The 15346-nt window shown below is 65.3% G+C and carries 13 protein-coding genes; 4 read left to right on the top strand and 9 right to left on the bottom strand.

Translation table 11 applies throughout. The annotated features are described in order from the left end of the window. Positions 1–56: 56 nt before the first annotated feature. The 3 genes from ACSYG9_RS11880 to ACSYG9_RS11870 form a co-directional block, all read right to left on the bottom strand. Positions 57–560, bottom strand: a complete 504-nt coding sequence (locus tag ACSYG9_RS11880; protein WP_440127332.1) for a cysteine dioxygenase — start codon at positions 558–560, stop codon at positions 57–59. A 186-nt stretch (positions 561–746) separates the two neighbouring features. Then, positions 747–1640: an amidohydrolase family protein gene (locus ACSYG9_RS11875; protein ID WP_454842587.1), complete on the bottom strand. Its 894-nt coding sequence runs from the start codon at positions 1638–1640 to the stop codon at positions 747–749. Between the two features lie 41 nt (positions 1641–1681). After that, positions 1682–4414, bottom strand: a complete 2733-nt coding sequence (locus tag ACSYG9_RS11870) for a calcium-translocating P-type ATPase, PMCA-type (protein WP_454842586.1) — start codon at positions 4412–4414, stop codon at positions 1682–1684. 120 nt (positions 4415–4534) lie between these two features. Between ACSYG9_RS11870 and ACSYG9_RS11865 the strand changes: the two genes are divergently transcribed. Both ACSYG9_RS11865 and ACSYG9_RS11860 read left to right on the top strand, forming a co-directional pair. Further along, the gene (locus ACSYG9_RS11865) at positions 4535–4954 is read left to right on the top strand and encodes a pyridoxamine 5'-phosphate oxidase family protein (RefSeq protein WP_454842585.1); all 420 of its coding nucleotides are present in this window, start codon (positions 4535–4537) and stop codon (positions 4952–4954) included. Between the two features lie 37 nt (positions 4955–4991). Continuing rightward, complete coding sequence (locus ACSYG9_RS11860) at positions 4992–5870, top strand: cation diffusion facilitator family transporter (protein WP_454842945.1); 879 nt, start codon at positions 4992–4994, stop codon at positions 5868–5870. Between the two features lie 8 nt (positions 5871–5878). On the opposite strand, the gene ACSYG9_RS11855 is transcribed toward ACSYG9_RS11860, so the two are convergent. Beyond that, complete coding sequence (locus ACSYG9_RS11855; protein ID WP_454842584.1) at positions 5879–6481, bottom strand: LysE/ArgO family amino acid transporter; 603 nt, start codon at positions 6479–6481, stop codon at positions 5879–5881. 72 nt (positions 6482–6553) lie between these two features. Here ACSYG9_RS11855 and ACSYG9_RS11850 point away from each other — a divergent pair, with 72 nt between their 5' ends. Further along, positions 6554–7441, top strand: coding sequence for an ArgP/LysG family DNA-binding transcriptional regulator (locus ACSYG9_RS11850; protein ID WP_440127327.1), 888 nt, complete (start codon positions 6554–6556; stop codon positions 7439–7441). Between the two features lie 36 nt (positions 7442–7477). After that, positions 7478–8065, top strand: a complete 588-nt coding sequence (locus tag ACSYG9_RS11845; RefSeq protein ID WP_454842582.1) for a DUF1707 SHOCT-like domain-containing protein — start codon at positions 7478–7480, stop codon at positions 8063–8065. A gap of 3 nt (positions 8066–8068) precedes the next feature. Here the strand turns inward: ACSYG9_RS11845 and ACSYG9_RS11840 are convergent, their stop codons facing one another. The 5 genes from ACSYG9_RS11840 to ACSYG9_RS11820 all read right to left on the bottom strand — a co-directional run bounded on the left by ACSYG9_RS11840 (position 8069) and on the right by ACSYG9_RS11820 (position 15271). Continuing rightward, on the bottom strand, positions 8069–9970 hold the full coding sequence (locus ACSYG9_RS11840) for an ABC transporter transmembrane domain-containing protein (RefSeq protein WP_440127325.1): 1902 nt from the start codon (positions 9968–9970) through the stop codon (positions 8069–8071). After that, positions 9967–11694: an ABC transporter transmembrane domain-containing protein gene (locus tag ACSYG9_RS11835; RefSeq protein ID WP_440127324.1), complete on the bottom strand. Its 1728-nt coding sequence runs from the start codon at positions 11692–11694 to the stop codon at positions 9967–9969. The genes ACSYG9_RS11840 and ACSYG9_RS11835 overlap by 4 nt, the downstream gene beginning before the upstream one ends. 42 nt (positions 11695–11736) lie before the next feature. Next, complete coding sequence (locus ACSYG9_RS11830; RefSeq protein ID WP_454842580.1) at positions 11737–14073, bottom strand: MMPL family transporter; 2337 nt, start codon at positions 14071–14073, stop codon at positions 11737–11739. 48 nt (positions 14074–14121) lie between these two features. Then, positions 14122–14712 carry a TetR family transcriptional regulator gene (locus tag ACSYG9_RS11825; RefSeq protein ID WP_440127322.1) on the bottom strand — a complete coding sequence of 197 codons (591 nt, stop codon included), beginning with the start codon at positions 14710–14712 and terminating at the stop codon, positions 14122–14124. 97 nt (positions 14713–14809) lie between these two features. Then, on the bottom strand, positions 14810–15271 hold the full coding sequence (locus tag ACSYG9_RS11820; RefSeq protein WP_440127321.1) for an Rrf2 family transcriptional regulator: 462 nt from the start codon (positions 15269–15271) through the stop codon (positions 14810–14812). Positions 15272–15346: the final 75 nt, after the last annotated feature.

Here is a 15346-nt window from a genome sequence, read left to right as displayed (position 1 = left end):
GACGACGATTCGAGACGACGTGAGTTATGCCATGCCCCGCATCACCGATCCGGGCACTACCACTTCGTGCCTGCGCGCTCCGAAGCGAGCAGCCGGAGCGCGCCGTCGTCGATCCGGTACCGGCTCATCGTCGACAGGGCCGGCGCGTACACGTGGACGCTGATGGCTGGGACGTCAGACTCGTTCGCCACCTCGTGAATGTGGCGGGCGCCGAACCCGCGAACCTCACCGGATCGAATTTCGTTCCGCGACAACGTCACCGGCGATCCGAGCAGGACAGCGTCGGGCGGCGCGTGCACGGTGGTCTCGGTGAGCACGCCCCGCGCCACCGCGAAGGCACCCGCGCTGCCGCCGTGATCGTGGATCTCGGTCCGCTGACCGGGGAGCCAGGTGAGCAACCACACCTCGTGGTGGTCGACGACGGGCAGCCGGGTGTACCAGCGCTCCTGCTCGTCGAATCGAACGGCCGACAGCCATCGGCCGGGATCGCGTGCGATCTGCAGCGCGAGGGAGGTGAGATCGAGGTCGGCACGGATGGGCAGGTCTGGCTGAGTGAGCATGGGGAACGTCCTGAAATCGGGGCACAGAGGTACCCGGGCGGAACAGAAGAGAGCGGCGATTTCAGCGACAACAGCAGCGATGCGCGTCGTCGGCACGGTTCGAGCCCGTGCAGAGACCGCGGTGCGCGTTCGCCAGGAAGTTCACGCAGACCATGTCACCGGTTACGGAACCGCACGTCAAGAGTTCTACTCACCACCGTTCGAAAAGAAACGTGCCGGATTGCCCGTGCGCAATCGCACGCCGACCGAGCCGCCGAGTGCGAGAGGTGCGGCGTAGGGACGGTCGGACCCGAGCAACACCCGGTCCTCGCCCAGATGCGCCAGCACCGTTGCCACGATCTCCCGCCCGTACGACGACGTCTCCACGTACACACCCGGTGCGGGCACATCCACGGGCCCGCCGCGGGTGGCCATGCGATCGGCGTGCAGTGGGGCCAGGCCCGCGAGCATGGCGAACAGCACCCGCAGCCTCGGGAATCGGCGCGCACCGAACTCGTGCCAGGCGAACCATGCGGTGTGCATCTGACCGACGTACGACACCATCGCCGGCCACCACGCCGGCACATCGGGCGCCGCTGCCGGACCGGGGTGAACGAACAGCGGTGCGCCTGCACGCTCGAGTTCTGCCAGCAACGGCGCGCACCGATCGAACCCCTCCCGATCGATCAGTGCGGTGGCCGGTATCTGCAGGCCGACGCACCCGGCGTCGAGCACATCGCGCAGCATCCGCGGGTCGGGCTCGACGACATTCGCGGCCGCCCACACGCCGAACGGCACAGGCAACGCCAGCGCACCGTGGTGGTAGGCGTCGAGCAGTGGGCCGGACTCGCCCGAGGGAAGTACCTCGATTCCCAGCGCACTCGACATCGACACCAGGGCGAGATCGATTCCGTCCCGGATGGTGAGAGCAGCTCTCGCGGGAACCGAATGGTCGGCGGGATCGACCTGATAGGGCGGCTCGCCGGACAGGTGCAGTGTCCAGCCGTCGAGCCGGGGCGGGCTGCTGCGGTCGCGGAGGGCGTCGACGAACGACGACGGCCACAGGTGCTGGTGTACGTCGACGCGGGGTCGTCGCTTCATGTGCTCCAGCGTTGCCTCCCCCGCGGTATCGAGTCAACCGTTCACGTCAGAACGGGCCTCTCGACTCGTGCCGACCTCCTCGCCTCGACTCGTCGCGCCACGAACTTGCCGATCTCGTCGACCCACAACACCGTCGATCCCACCGCGACCGCGAGCGCCCACTGGTACGACGTCAGTGAGGTGGTGTCGAAGAATCCCTGCAGCACGCTCATCTGCACCACACAGATCTGCATCACGATGACCGCGACAATCGCGATCCAGATCGTGTGATTGGTCAACGTCCGCATCGAGAACACCGAGCCGAGGTTCGATCGCACGTTGAAGAGATTGAAGACCTGGTAGAACACGAACGTCGTGAATGCGAGGGTTGTCGCGAACAGCGGGTCGGAGGCACTGTCGGGGAACCACTTCGGACCGTAGTAGAGGACCGTGATCGTTCCTGCGGTCATCAGCACGCCGAGACCGAGGATCCGCTGTACGCGATCCCGGGTGAGCAATGCTTCCTTCACCGGTCGCGGCGGCCGGTTCATGGCGTCCGGCTCGGTGGGGTCGACTCCGAGGGCCAGCGCGGGTGGACCGTCCATGATGATGTTCACCCAGAGGATCTGCAGTGCGGTGAAGGGTGCGCCGCCCGCCAGCCCGAGCACACCGGCGGTGAGGAAGATCAGCACGAATCCCCACGCCGTGGTGAGCTGGAACTTCACGAACTTGACGATGTTGTCGTAGATCCCCCGGCCCTCGGACACCGCTGCGACGATCGTCGCGAAGTTGTCGTCGGTGAGGATCATGTTCGCAGCGCCCTTGGAGACGTCGGTGCCGGTGATGCCCATCGCGACACCGATGTCGGACTGCTCCAGCGCAGGCGCGTCGTTGACACCGTCGCCGGTCATGGCAACGATCTGGCCATCTGCTTGCAACGCCTTGACGAAACGGATCTTGTGTTCGGGCGCTACTCGGGCAAGGACACCGAATTGTGCTGCTGTCCCACGGAATTCGTCGTCACCGAGCGCATCGAGGTCGGCGCCCGCTGCGGCTCGCCCGCGGATACCCAGTTCGTCGGCGATCGCCGACGCAGTGACGAGGTGGTCACCCGTGATCATGTGCACCGAGATGCCGGCATTGTGCGCCACCTCGATGGCATCCTTCGCTTCGGAGCGTGGCGGGTCGGCAATGCCCACGATCGCGTACACGGTCAGACCGGCCACCGCGTTCTGCAGTGCCTCTGCGTCGCCGCGAGGTACCGCATCGAGTGCGCGGCCGGCGATCATGAGAGTGCGCAGCCCCTCCGAAGCAAGATCCTCGACCGCGCGACGTATCCGCGTGCGGGTGGAGTCGTCGAGCGGGACCGTGCCGCCGGCACGCAGGGTCGACGAAGCTCGCTCGAGCAACACACCGGGCGCGCCCTTCGCGAAGCACTGATAACCGCCGTCCGGACCGGTGTGGAACGTCGCCATGTACTTGTAATCCGAGTCGAACGGCACTTCCTCGATCCGGGTCAGAGCCGTCCGGCTGCCCTCGACGTCGATTCCACCCTTCTCCGCGAGCACCACCAGCGCACCTTCGGTGGGGTCGCCGACGAGGATGCCGTCGCGTACCGTCGCGTCGTTGCACACGGCCATGCCGAGCAGAGCTTCGGTGAGATCGGGGACGGGCCTGCCGTCACCAACGAGAATCTTGCCCTCGGTCCCGTATCCCGTGCCGGTGACGCGAAAGCTGCGGCCGTGCACCAGCAACCGCTGCACCGTCATCTCGTTGAGCGTCAAAGTGCCGGTCTTGTCGGTGGCGATGTGGGTGGTACTGCCGAGCGTTTCGACAGCAGCGAGTTGCTTGACGATCGCGCCCCGGGCCGCGAGCCGCGACGCGCCCATCGCCAGCGTGAATGCGACGACCGCGGTGAGCCCTTCGGGGATGGTCGCGACCGCGAGTGATACGGCGGTGACGAGAAGTTCGGACCAGGTCTGTCCGCGCAGTAGGCCGAGGACGAACACGAGCGTGACCGTGATGACCGCAATGATCGTGAGAGTCTGCGCGAGCTGTCCGATGCGCCGCTGCAGCGGAGTCTGTTCGGCACCGGCGGTACCGAGGAGCGCGGCGATCGCTCCCATCTCGGTGCGCATGCCGGTGTCGGTGACGATCATCGAGGCGCGGCCGCGGGTCACCTCGGTGTTCATGAACAGCATGTCGTGGCGGTCGCCGAGTGGGGCGTGGGGGTCCTCGACAGGATCGACGGTCTTGTCGACGGGTTGTGATTCACCCGTGAGTGCGGCTTCTGCGACCTGGAGTCGTACAGCGGCGACGAGACGGCCGTCGGCGGGCACCGAGTCGCCGGCCTCGAGTTGGACGATGTCACCTGGGACGAGATCGGCGCGGGACACTTCGACGCCGCGTCCGTCACGCAGGACCCGCGCGGTCGAGACCGACATCTGCTTCAGTGCCTGCAGACTGTTCTCGGCGCGGGCTTCCTGCACGTAGTTGAGGACAGTGTTGAGGACGATGACCGCGAAGATGACGACGGGAGTCTCCCACTCCCGCGACACGGTCGCGCTGACGACGGCCGCGACGACGAGAACGAGTGTCATCTTGTCGGCAAGCAGCGAGAGTACTTTCCGCCACGCGGGAATACTCTTCGCCTCGTCGAGCACGTTGAGCCCGTACTCCGCGCGGCGGCGCTCCACGTCATCCGCGGTCAGCCCCCGATCAGGTGCGACATCGAAGGACTCGGCGACATCGTCTGCGGGTCGGGTGTGCCACTCCGTCACGGTCTCGGCTGCCATCGACATTCCTCCGCGTGCTCGGTGGGTCGTTCTCACCGTAACTGCATGTGGTACTTCTGCGCTGGGCGTACGTTCGTGATGTGGTGGAAGGGCAGCGTCGAAATTCGAGTAGGAGCAGCGATGAGCGATTTCCCGAAATCGGATCAGCCCGTCGTTCGCCTGTCCGATGAACAGGCCTGGGAACGACTCGCGTCCGAGAAGGTGGGACGCCTCGTCACGGTCGTGGGTGAGCGCCCCGAGATCTATCCCGTCAACTATGTCGTGTCGGACGGCAAGGTGTACTTCCGCACCGGAGAGGGGAGCAAACTGTCCGAACTGGCTGTCCACCCGAAAGTGGCGTTCCAGGTCGATCACATCCACGAGGACACCGCGTGGAGCATCGTCGTGCACGGCAGCGCCCATGTGCTGCGGAGCTTTGACGATGCCGCGAAAATCGATGCGCTGGGCCTGACCCCGTGGGTTCCGACGCCGAAATACGACTACGTCGAGATCCGGGCAACGGAAGTCACCGGGCTGCAGTACAACCTCGTCAAGAACTGACACGACGGTGGTCTCGGCGCAGTCGCATCGGCTGCTCATGCGGTTCATGTGGTTGTCGGTCGCGGCGGCGCTGGCCACGATGGCCCTGAAATCGCTCGCTGCGTGGTTGACGGGATCGGTGGGTCTGTTCTCCGACGCCCTCGAGTCCGGCGTCAACCTGGTCGCAGCGATCGTGGGTCTGCTCGCGTTGCGGCTGGCTGCGAAGCCCGCCGACTTCAACCACGATTTCGGTCACGGTAAGGCCGAGTATCTATCCGCTGCCGTCGAGGGCACGATGATCTTCGCGGCCGCGGCCGCAATCCTGTGGACGTCGATCGCGCGACTGCTGTCGCCGCAGCCTGTCGAAGAAGCCGGCCTCGGTCTTGCGCTCTCGGCCGGGTCATCCGTGATCAACCTCGTGGTCGGCTTCGTGCTGATCCGTGAAGGCAGGAAACACCGGTCGATCACACTGGTCGCCGACGGCAAACATCTCCACACGGACGTGTGGACGTCGGTGGGGGTATTGGCGGGCGTAGCGCTGGTGGCAGTCTCGGGGTGGGACGTGCTCGATCCGATCGTGGCGATCGTGGTGGCCCTGAACATCCTGCGCATCGGGTACGGGCTCGTGAGGCAGTCCGTCGTAGGCATGCTCGATGCCTCACTCCCCGCGGAGGATGTCGCCGTCGTGAACGCGGTACTCGACCGGTATCGCACATCGGAGCCGGTGGAGTTCCTTCCCGCCCGCACGCGTGAGTCGGGTCGCCAGCGCTTCGTGTATCTGACGGTGCGGGCGCCGGGCGACTGGTCGGTGCGTGCCGGGCACGAACTACTCGACCGGCTCGAAGCCGATCTTCGGGACGCGTTGCCCGGAGTGACGGTGTTCACCCACCTCGAGCCGTTGGGCTATCGCAGGCGTGGCACCGCTCCTCGCGCGTAGCGCAGCTCTCAGGAGGACACCACGAGCCCGGCGCCGAGACCGAACATCAGGACCGCGACACTGCCGTCGAGAATCCGCCAGGATCCTGGCTTGGCGAACCAATTGCGCAGGTAACGCGCGCCGTACCCGAGGGCGGCGAACCACACGGCACTCGCGGCGATGGCTCCCGCACCGAACCACCAGCGTCCGGGGTTTCCGTAGTGGTTGGCGACGGATCCGACCATCAACACGGTGTCGAGGTAGGTGTGAGGGTTGAGCCAGGTGAGTGCGAGGCAGGTCAGTAGCGCGGCACCGATCGTGACAGCGCCACCGGGTGCAGCCGACAACGCCGAAGGACGCAGCGCACGCCGCGCGGCGAGCAGCCCATATCCGATGAGGAAAGCGGCTCCTGCCCAACGGATCACATCGATGACGCCGGGTGCGTGATCGAGGATCGTCGCAATTCCCGCGATACCCGCCGTGATGAGGAGCGCATCGGAGATCGCGCACACTGCGATCACGGGCAGCACGTGTCGTCGCGCGATGGCCATGCGCAGAACGAACGCGTTCTGCGCACCGATCGCGACGATCAGTGACAGACCTGTGACGAAGCCGGCGGCGAGAAGGGACATGCGTTCCACGCTAGGAATCCGGCCATCATAAGAACAATTGATTCAGCTAACGCTGCATTAGAGTTGCTTCATATGGACGTCGACTTCTCCCAGCTGCGGACCTTCGCGGCAGTCCTCGACGAAGGCACCTTCGACGGAGCCGCTGCGGTCCTGCGGATCACACCGTCGGCGGTGAGCCAGCGCATCAAGGCCCTCGAACAGCACGTGGGCCAGGTTCTGCTGCGCCGCACCCGCCCGGTGTCCGCCACTCCGTCCGGCGAAGTGGTGATGCGTCTGGCGCGGCAGGTCGCGCGACTCGAACAGGACGCCTCCGAAGAACTCGGCTTCACCGCCGACGAACACGCCTACGTGACGATTCCCCTTGTGGTCAATGCCGATTCGATGTCCACATGGATGCTGCGCGCGCTTGCACGCATGCCGGTCCGCCACCGCGCCCTGTTCGAACTGCACCGCGAGGACGAATACCACTCCACCGCATTGCTCCGCGACGGCACCGCGATGGCTGCGGTGACCTCCGTCCCCGAACCCGTGCAGGGCTGCACCTCCGAGGAGCTCGGATCGATGCGGTATCACGCAATGGCCAGTGTCGACTTCGCCGAGCGGTGGTTTCCCGACGGCATGTCCCCGGAGGAGCTGCAGAAGGCACCGATGCTGACCTTCGATCGCAAGGACGATATGCAGGATCGATTCCTGCGCAAGCGAACCCGTCGCCGGATTACGGCACCCCGCAACTACGTTCCCGGGGCACTCGAATTCGTCGATGCCGCGCGCCTCGGACTCGGCTGGGGCATGCTTCCTGATCCGATGCTCACCGACAACACCGATCTGGTGAGTCTCGCACCCGACCACCCGCTCGACGTCCCGCTGTACTGGCAGCGCTGGAGACTGGACTCCCCCGTCCTCGACGCCCTCACCGCGGCGGTCCGTCGCACGGCGCGGGAAGTGCTCCGTCAGCCGTAGGATTCGACTACACACCATTCCGGGGAGGCGAACGACATGACGGACCGGCCCGACGAACATGATCTGCGATTGAGCGACGACGAACGGCTGCATGCCTTGAACGTCATCAGTGAGCACTTCGCGGCGGGGCGGCTGGATGCCGACGAATTCTACGAGCGTTCCGGCGAGATCGCGGCTGCCCGCGCGCTCGACCCCCTCCGCAATGCATTCCGCGGACTTCCGGGAGGCGCACCGTTGGAAGTGGTCGACAACCGGATCCGGAAGGTATCCACCGAGATCGCCGAAACCACACCCGTCGGCACTCCGTCACGCAGCGCCGAGACAGAGCTGTCGTCTCTGCTCCGGCGAGGAAATCTGGTCGAATCCCTCGACTGGGTGATCATCGGCATCACCCTCGTGACGTTCCTCGTACTGAACAATGTGTTCGATTGGGACCACGCCTGGCTGGTCTGGCCCAGCCTGGTCGTGACCCTGGGACTACCTCGATTGATCTTCAACTACAGCGACTCCGACGAGGAGCTCTACGAAGAGTTGAAAGAATCCGAGAACGAAGAGCGCAAGAAGCGGTTGAAGCAGGCCGCGGACCGGATCAAGCAGCTCGAGAGCAACGACCGCGACACCTGATGGTCAGTCGACGAGTGCCTTGAACTGCGCCTCGTAGAGGCGCGAATACGCGCCGCCCCGCTGGAGCAGATCCTCGTGAGCGCCCTGCTCGACGATCCGGCCGTCCTCCATCACCACGATCCGATCCGCGTCGCGAATCGTCGACAAGCGGTGGGCGATCACGAAACTCGTGCGATCGTCGCGCAACCGCGCGGTGGCCTGCTGCACGAGGAGTTCGGTGCGCGTGTCGACCGAACTCGTGGCCTCGTCGAGGATCAGGATCGAGGGCTTCGACACGAACGCCCGGGCGATCGTGATGAGCTGCCGCTCACCGGCACTGAGGCTTCCGGCTTCCTCGTCGACGATCGTGTCGTAACCGTCGGGCAGAGCCCGCACGAACCGGTCGACGTAGCTCATCCGTGCGGCCGACATGATCTGGTTCTCGGTTGCGTAGGGATTGCCGTAGGCGATGTTCTCGCGGATCGTGCCCCCGAACAGCCAGGTGTCCTGCAGCACGATGCCGATCCGGGTACGTAACTCCTCGCGGAGCATCCCCGTGATGTCCACACCGTCGACGAGGATCCGGCCCGAATTCACCTCGTAGAAGCGCAGGATCAGATTCACCAGCGTGGTCTTACCCGCCCCGGTCGGTCCGACGATCGCGATCATCTGCCCTGGCTCGGCGCGCAACGTCAGGTTCTCGATGAGCGGGCGTTCCGGAGTGTACGAAAACGACACGTTCTCGAACTCGACGAGGCCGTGCCTGCTCCACGGCATCGTGGGCGCCGCGGGCTCGGGCTCCTGCTCTTCCTCGTCGAGGACCGCGAACACGCGGGTGGCGGATGCCGCGGCCGACTGCAAGAGATTGATCATCGCGCCGATCTGGGCGAGGGGCTGCGACAGCTGCCGCGAATACTGGATCATCGCCTGGATCTCACCGAGCGTCGACGTGCCCGACGCCACACGCAGACCACCGATGACCGCCACGACGACATATCCGATGTTGCTCAGGAAAGTCACCAGCGGCATCACCAGTCCCGACACGAACTGGGCCCGGTACGCAGCCTGGAACAGCGTGTCGTTGGTTGCGGTGAATCGCCGTTCGATCTCCTCGGTCCGGCCGTACGCGGTGATGAGCTCGTGCCCGGTGAACGACTCCTCGATCTGCCCGTTGAGCGTGCCCGTCGCATCCCATTGCGCCGCGAAATGCTTGCGTGAACGCTTCGCCACGAGAATCGTCACCACGGCCGCGGCAGGGACGAGCAACAGCGCGATCACCGCGAGCAGCGGCGAAATCCAGAACATCATCACCACGAGCCCGAGAAGGGTGAACACCGCCAGCACCAACTGGCTGATGGACTCCTGCATACCCGTCGACACGTTGTCGATGTCATTGGTGACACGGCTGAGCAGATCACCGCGCGAATGCGTATCGAAGTAACGCAGCGGCAGACGATGGATCTTCCGCTCGACGCTCGCGCGCATGTCCCGCACGGTGCGCTGCACGATCTCGTTCAATCCGTACGCCGCAACCCAGATCAGCGCGGACGACAACAGGTAGAGGGCGAGGACGATGACGAGGGTGCGCCCCAGACTCGTGAAATCGATTCCTACTCCGGGGATCACGTTCATTCCGGCGACCATGTCGGCGAACTGGTCGCGACCCTCCGCACGTAGCTGCGCGATCGCGGCATCCTTCGAGAGCCCCGCCTGCAACTGCATCCCGATCACACCGTTGAAGATGATGTCGGTACCTCGGCCGAGCACGAGGGGCGCGATCGACGAGCTCACCACACCGAGCAACGCCGCGATCATCACCGAATACACGACGTACCGATGCGGATGCAGCAGACCGAGGATGCGGATGATCACGCCCAGACGTGACTGCGGGGCGGCCTGTTGTCCGGCCGTGTCGGGCGACGTCATACGGCGGCCATTCTCTGCGATTCGACGATCTCGGTGTACGTCTGGGAACGACCGAGCAGTCCGAGGTGCGTCCCGGTCGCGACCATGGCGCCGCCGTCGAGAACGACGATGCGATCCGCGTCCTGCACCGTCGAAACACGCTGAGCGACGATGAAGACGCACGCGTTGCGCGTTTCGGGTTCCAGCGCCGCGCGCAGTCGCGCGTCGGTCGCAGGGTCGAGCGCCGAGAACGCGTCATCGAACAGATAGATGGCGGGTTTACGTACCAGTGCGCGGGCGATCGCGAGTCGCTGTCGCTGCCCGCCCGAGACGGTGGTGCCCCCCTGTGACAACACCGATTCGAGCCGGTCCGGCATGGCGTGGACGAACTCGGCGGCCTGAGCCACTTCGAGTGCGTGCCACAGTTCGTCGTCGCTCGCGTCGGCGCGGCCGTAGCGGAGATTGTCGGCGATCGTGCCCGAGAACAAATACGCCTTCTGCGGCACGACGGAGATCCGCGACCGCAGCACCTCGGGATCGAGGCGCCTGACGTCGACACCCGATACCAGCACCTGCCCGTCGGTGACGTCGATGAGTCGCGGGATCAGACGCATCAATGTGCTCTTGCCCGACCCGGTACCGCCGATGATCGCGGTGGTGGTGCCGGGCTCGGCCCGGAAGCTGATGTCGCGCAGCACGGGCGCGTCGGCACCCGGATAGGAGAACCCGGCACCCCGTAGTTCGACGTCGATCCGAGCGCCGAGTTCGCGCACCGGTTCCGTCGGTGCCGCGACGGTCGGTTCGGTGTCGAGGACCTCGAGGATGCGCCCTGCGCACACGCTTGCGCGCGGCATCATCATCGCGATGAACGACGACATGAGGACAGCCATGAGGATCTGCGCCACGTAGGTGATCATCGCGGTGATCGAGCCGACCTGCATGGAGCCGGAATCGATCCTGGCACCGCCGACCCACACCACAGCGACGGTACTGACGTTCGCAATGAGCAGCACCGCCGGATACAGCACCGAATTGACGCGGCCGACGCGCAGCGCCGTCGCGGTGAGATCGTCGTTGGCGCGGTCGAAGCGGGCCTTCTCGGTGTCGTCGCGAACGAAGGCCCGCACGACACGGATGCCGCTGACCTGTTCGCGCAGCACCCGATTGACCCCGTCGAGCCTTATCTGCATGACCCGGAATCCCGGCAGCATCAGTGCGATGAGCACGACCATCGTCAGGATCAGGGCCGGTACCGCAACCGCCAGTACCAGGGAAGTGCCGACGTCTTCGCGCAACGCCATGATGATGCCGCCGACGCCCATGATCGGGGAGGTCACCACGATGGTGCAGGTCATCAGCACGAGCATCTGAACCTGCTGTACGTCGTTGGTGTTGCGGGTGATCAGCGACGGCGCTCCGAAGGTGCCGAATTCGCGGGCGGAGAACCCGCCGACCCGCTGCACGAGCGCCAGCCGGACGTCTCGTCCGAACGACATGGCGGCTCGCGCAGCGAAGTACACGGCGCCTATGGAGCAGCCGACCTCCACCGCGCTGATCCCCAGCATGAGGAGCCCGGTACGCATGATGTAGTCGATATCGCCGACTGCCACGCCCTGATCGATCAGGTCGGCGTTCAAGCTCGGCAACAGCAGCATGCCCGTGGTGGCCGCGAGCTGCAGCATGACCACAGCTATGAGCGAACCCTTGTAGCGCACGAGAAAGCGCCGTAACAGCCGAACCAACATGGGCAATACGCTACCTGCGTCTCCGGACGAACCTCGCGGACCTCACACCCGGCTGGACTCCGGGGTCGCGCCAACGGCTTCCAGCTCGCGCGTGAGCTTCTCGCCCTCGACGTCGACGTTCGGCAGGATCTTGTCGAGCCACTTCGGCAGCCACCACGCCTTGTCTCCGAGCAATGCCATCACCGACGGGATGATCACCATGCGGACGATGAACGCGTCGAAGAAGACGGCGGCGGCAAGCGCGAAGCCGATGGACTTGATCAGCGAATCCGGTTCGGCGATGAACGCGGCGAACACCGAGATCATGATGATCGCGGCGGCGCTCACCACGCGGGCGCCGTGCGCGAAGCCACTGCGCACCGCGTCCAAGGCGGATGCACCGTGTACATAGTCCTCGCGCATGCGGGTCACCAGGAACACCTGGTAGTCCATGGCCAGGCCGAACACCACGCCGATGAGGATGATCGGCATGAAGCTCACGATCGGCTGCGGGTTCGAGATGAGACCGCCGAAGCCGTTCTGGAAGACCGCCACGGTCGCGCCGAAGGTGGCCAGGACGCTCAGCAGGAAGCCGAGTGTCGCGGTGAGCGGCACCAGGATCGAGCGGAACACGAGCATGAGCAGGATGAATGCGAGACCCACGACCACCGCGAGGTACGGGACGAGCGCGCTCTGCAGGCTCTCCGACACGTCACCTTCCAGCGCGGTCTGACCCGTCACGCCGTACGAGAGGCCGTACTCGTCGTTCAGCGCTGCTTCGTCGGCGCGAATCTCCGAGACGAGATCCATCGTTGCAGGATCGGTCGGGCCGCTTCGCGGCGTGATGAGAATCTGCGCGGTGTCACCGGCTTCGTTCACCGCGACGATCTGGGCGTTGACGACCTCTTCGTGCTCGTACAGCGAGCCGAGGACCGCACCGAAGACGGCGTCTGCCGGAACGTCCGCGTCGCGGGCATCGGCGACAACGACGAGCGGGCCGTTGCGTCCCGGTCCGAATCCTTCGTCGATCAGATCGTAGGCCTGGCGTGCGCTGGTGGCAGGATCGCCCGTCGCCTCGGTGGGCAGGGCAAGCCGCAGGCCGGTCGCGGGGAGTGCGAGAACGCCGAGGAGGACGACGCCTGCGACGAGCGGAATCAGCGGACGACGGGTGATGGCGCCGATGAACTTCTGTGCAGCGCCGGGCTCACCGCCCTCGGAGTCGCGTGAATTCAGTCCGGGAATGCGGCCCGCGAATGCCTTTTCACCGAAGAGACCGAGCACGGCGGGCAACAGCGAGATCGCGATGAGCACTGCCATGAGCACAGTGAATGCGGCGGCGTACCCCATCACGGACAGGAACGGGATGCCGACGACGCTCAGCGCCATGAGCGCGATGATGACGGTCAGGCCGGCGAACACGACGGCGGAACCCGCGGTGCCGACGGCACGACCGGCGGCCTCGGCACGATCGGAGGTATTGAGCAGCTCGTGCCGGAAGCGCGAGACGATGAACAGTGAGTAGTCGATGGCGACGGCAAGGCCGATCATGATCGCAAGTGTCGGCGTCATCGAACTCAGGTCGAAGAAACCGGTGGCGATGGTAATGCCCATGCTTCCGATGCCGACACCGACGAGCGCAGTGATCAGCGGCAGACCGGCTGCAACGAGTGAGCCGAAGGTGAGGGTGAGCACGATCGCGGCGATGCCGATACCGATGAGTTCCGCGGTGCCGCCGGGCATCGTCATCTCGGCTGCGGCGGTGCCGCTGACCTGCACGGTCAGACCTGCATCACGAGCGATGTCCGCAGCTGCGGCGATCTGGTCGCGCATGGCCTGGTCGACGTCGGTCATTTCGCCGTCGAACGGCACGGTGACGAAACCGACGGTGCGGTCGGCGCTGAGCGGCGACAGGGCCTGTGCATCGGCGCGCGCGGCCTCCTCGGGTGTGCCCTGCTGCGCGGCCAGTCCCAGCATCTGCTGAGTGAGACCGGCGTCTGCCGTGACCGGGTTGGTCAGAACGCCTGCCTGTTGTTCGGGGGTGGCGGTGGCCGGGTCGACCTTGGCAGGCGCGGAAACCGTATCGATCCCGCGGATCGCGGCGAGAGTCTCGTCGATGGCCGCCATGTTCTCGGGGGTGTCGAGGGTCTGTCCGTCGGGCGCGGCGAAGACGTACCGTGCGCTGAGTGCGTTCATCGGGTCTTCGGCCGTCGGGAACCGCTCGGCCATCAGATCCTGCGTCTGCTGCGCGGGGGTGCCGGGCAGGGTGAACGAGTCGGTCGTCGGGCCGGACAGCGTTGCTGCGCCGACTCCGAAGAGGACGAGCAACGCGATCCAGAACGAGAGGACTGCGCCTTTACGCCGGTAAGCGAACTTGCCTATCCGGTAGAGGTAGGTCGCCACGGCAGGCACCCTTTCTTCGATCGAACATGGTCGTGGTCGTGGGGGGTGTTACGAGAATCCCCGTCGCAGCAGCTCGAAGGCTTCCCGGATGAGGTGTTCGGGTGAGGACGCGGAATTCGCCATGGACATCTCGATGGCCGATTTGATCGCTCCCAAACTGACGTAGTGCACCAGGTTGGGGTAGATATCCGTGGCCGGATCAGTGCCCGTACGCTCGGCGATGACATCGACGAGCAGCTGCGATGAGCGTTTCGCGACCTCGATGTGTCGGGATTCGTTACCCGAGCCCTCCTCGACGAACGCGACGCAGGTGCTGATGTCGTCGAACGACCACTGCGGGTCGGTCACGAGCCCGACGGCACATTCCTCGAGCGAAGACATGATGGGCTCGTCCGCAGGGCGGTGCCGAAGAAGATCGATCCAGGTTTCGATCAGGCCCTCGAAGTGCACGAGGACCGCTTCTTCCTTGCTCGCGAAGTAGTTGTGGAAGGTGCGTGTCGAGACGCCGGCCCTGGCGGCGATCGCATCTGCAGTGACCTCATGCAGGCCGTGTTCGCGCGCGAGTTCGGCAGCGGCGTCCGCGAGAGCCGCGCGGGTGGCGGCTTTCTTGCGGTCGCGCAATCCGAGTTGAGTGCTCACTCCAACAACGGTACAGATTTTGCAGAGCCGTGTAACTTTGCAGAGTTCTGCAATATTTATGCGATCGGCCACACCTGATCGCCGCGAGTAATGCAGCTCACACCACGCGGCGCTCCCATGCGCCCGGATCCGAGGTCAGGTCGCGAACGAACTCCGACAGCTCGTCCGCAACAACATCCGCGAGCGTCACATCCTCGAGCACCGCACGCAGGTTCACCCGCACCGCAATCCATACGTCCCGCAGCCGTTCGGCCGCCCCCGTGTACTCCACACTCTCCGGCCGCTCCCCCCGCACCGACGCGAGTGGTCCTTCCACCGTGCGAATGATGTCGGCGATGGAGATCTCGTCGGCCGGTCGCGCCAACCAATAACCCCCATCCGGACCCCGACGACTGCGAACGAGACCACCCCGGCGAAGATCGGCGAGCACGGCCTCGAGGAATTTGTGCGGGATCGACTGGGCGGTCGCCAGCATTTCCGCCTTGGCCGGGCCGCCGTCACATGCGGCGAGCTCGAGTAGGGTCCGCACGGCGTAATCGACCCTTGCGCTGATATGCACTCTGCTCTCCCTGCAACATTCGACCGCTAATCCCTACCAATACTGGGGGAAATCCGCACAACCCGCCCAGCAATA

The organism is Rhodococcus sp. SJ-2, from assembly GCF_053750035.1.
This window is presented reverse-complemented; position numbering and strand designations above follow the sequence as displayed.

What these genes read in the sequence shown, in the direction of transcription:
- ACSYG9_RS11880 (WP_440127332.1), bottom strand. Translation starts at nt 560, where the DNA reads ATGCTCACTCAGCCAGACCTGCCCATCCGTGCCGACCTCGATCTCACC.
- ACSYG9_RS11875 (WP_454842587.1), bottom strand. Translation starts at nt 1,640, where the DNA reads ATGAAGCGACGACCCCGCGTCGACGTACACCAGCACCTGTGGCCGTCG.
- ACSYG9_RS11870 (WP_454842586.1), bottom strand. Translation starts at nt 4,414, where the DNA reads ATGGCAGCCGAGACCGTGACGGAGTGGCACACCCGACCCGCAGACGAT.
- ACSYG9_RS11865 (WP_454842585.1), top strand. Translation starts at nt 4,535, where the DNA reads ATGAGCGATTTCCCGAAATCGGATCAGCCCGTCGTTCGCCTGTCCGAT.
- ACSYG9_RS11860 (WP_454842945.1), top strand. Translation starts at nt 4,992, where the DNA reads ATGCGGTTCATGTGGTTGTCGGTCGCGGCGGCGCTGGCCACGATGGCC.
- ACSYG9_RS11855 (WP_454842584.1), bottom strand. Translation starts at nt 6,481, where the DNA reads ATGTCCCTTCTCGCCGCCGGCTTCGTCACAGGTCTGTCACTGATCGTC.
- ACSYG9_RS11850 (WP_440127327.1), top strand. Translation starts at nt 6,554, where the DNA reads ATGGACGTCGACTTCTCCCAGCTGCGGACCTTCGCGGCAGTCCTCGAC.
- ACSYG9_RS11845 (WP_454842582.1), top strand. Translation starts at nt 7,478, where the DNA reads ATGACGGACCGGCCCGACGAACATGATCTGCGATTGAGCGACGACGAA.
- ACSYG9_RS11840 (WP_440127325.1), bottom strand. Translation starts at nt 9,970, where the DNA reads ATGACGTCGCCCGACACGGCCGGACAACAGGCCGCCCCGCAGTCACGT.
- ACSYG9_RS11835 (WP_440127324.1), bottom strand. Translation starts at nt 11,694, where the DNA reads ATGTTGGTTCGGCTGTTACGGCGCTTTCTCGTGCGCTACAAGGGTTCG.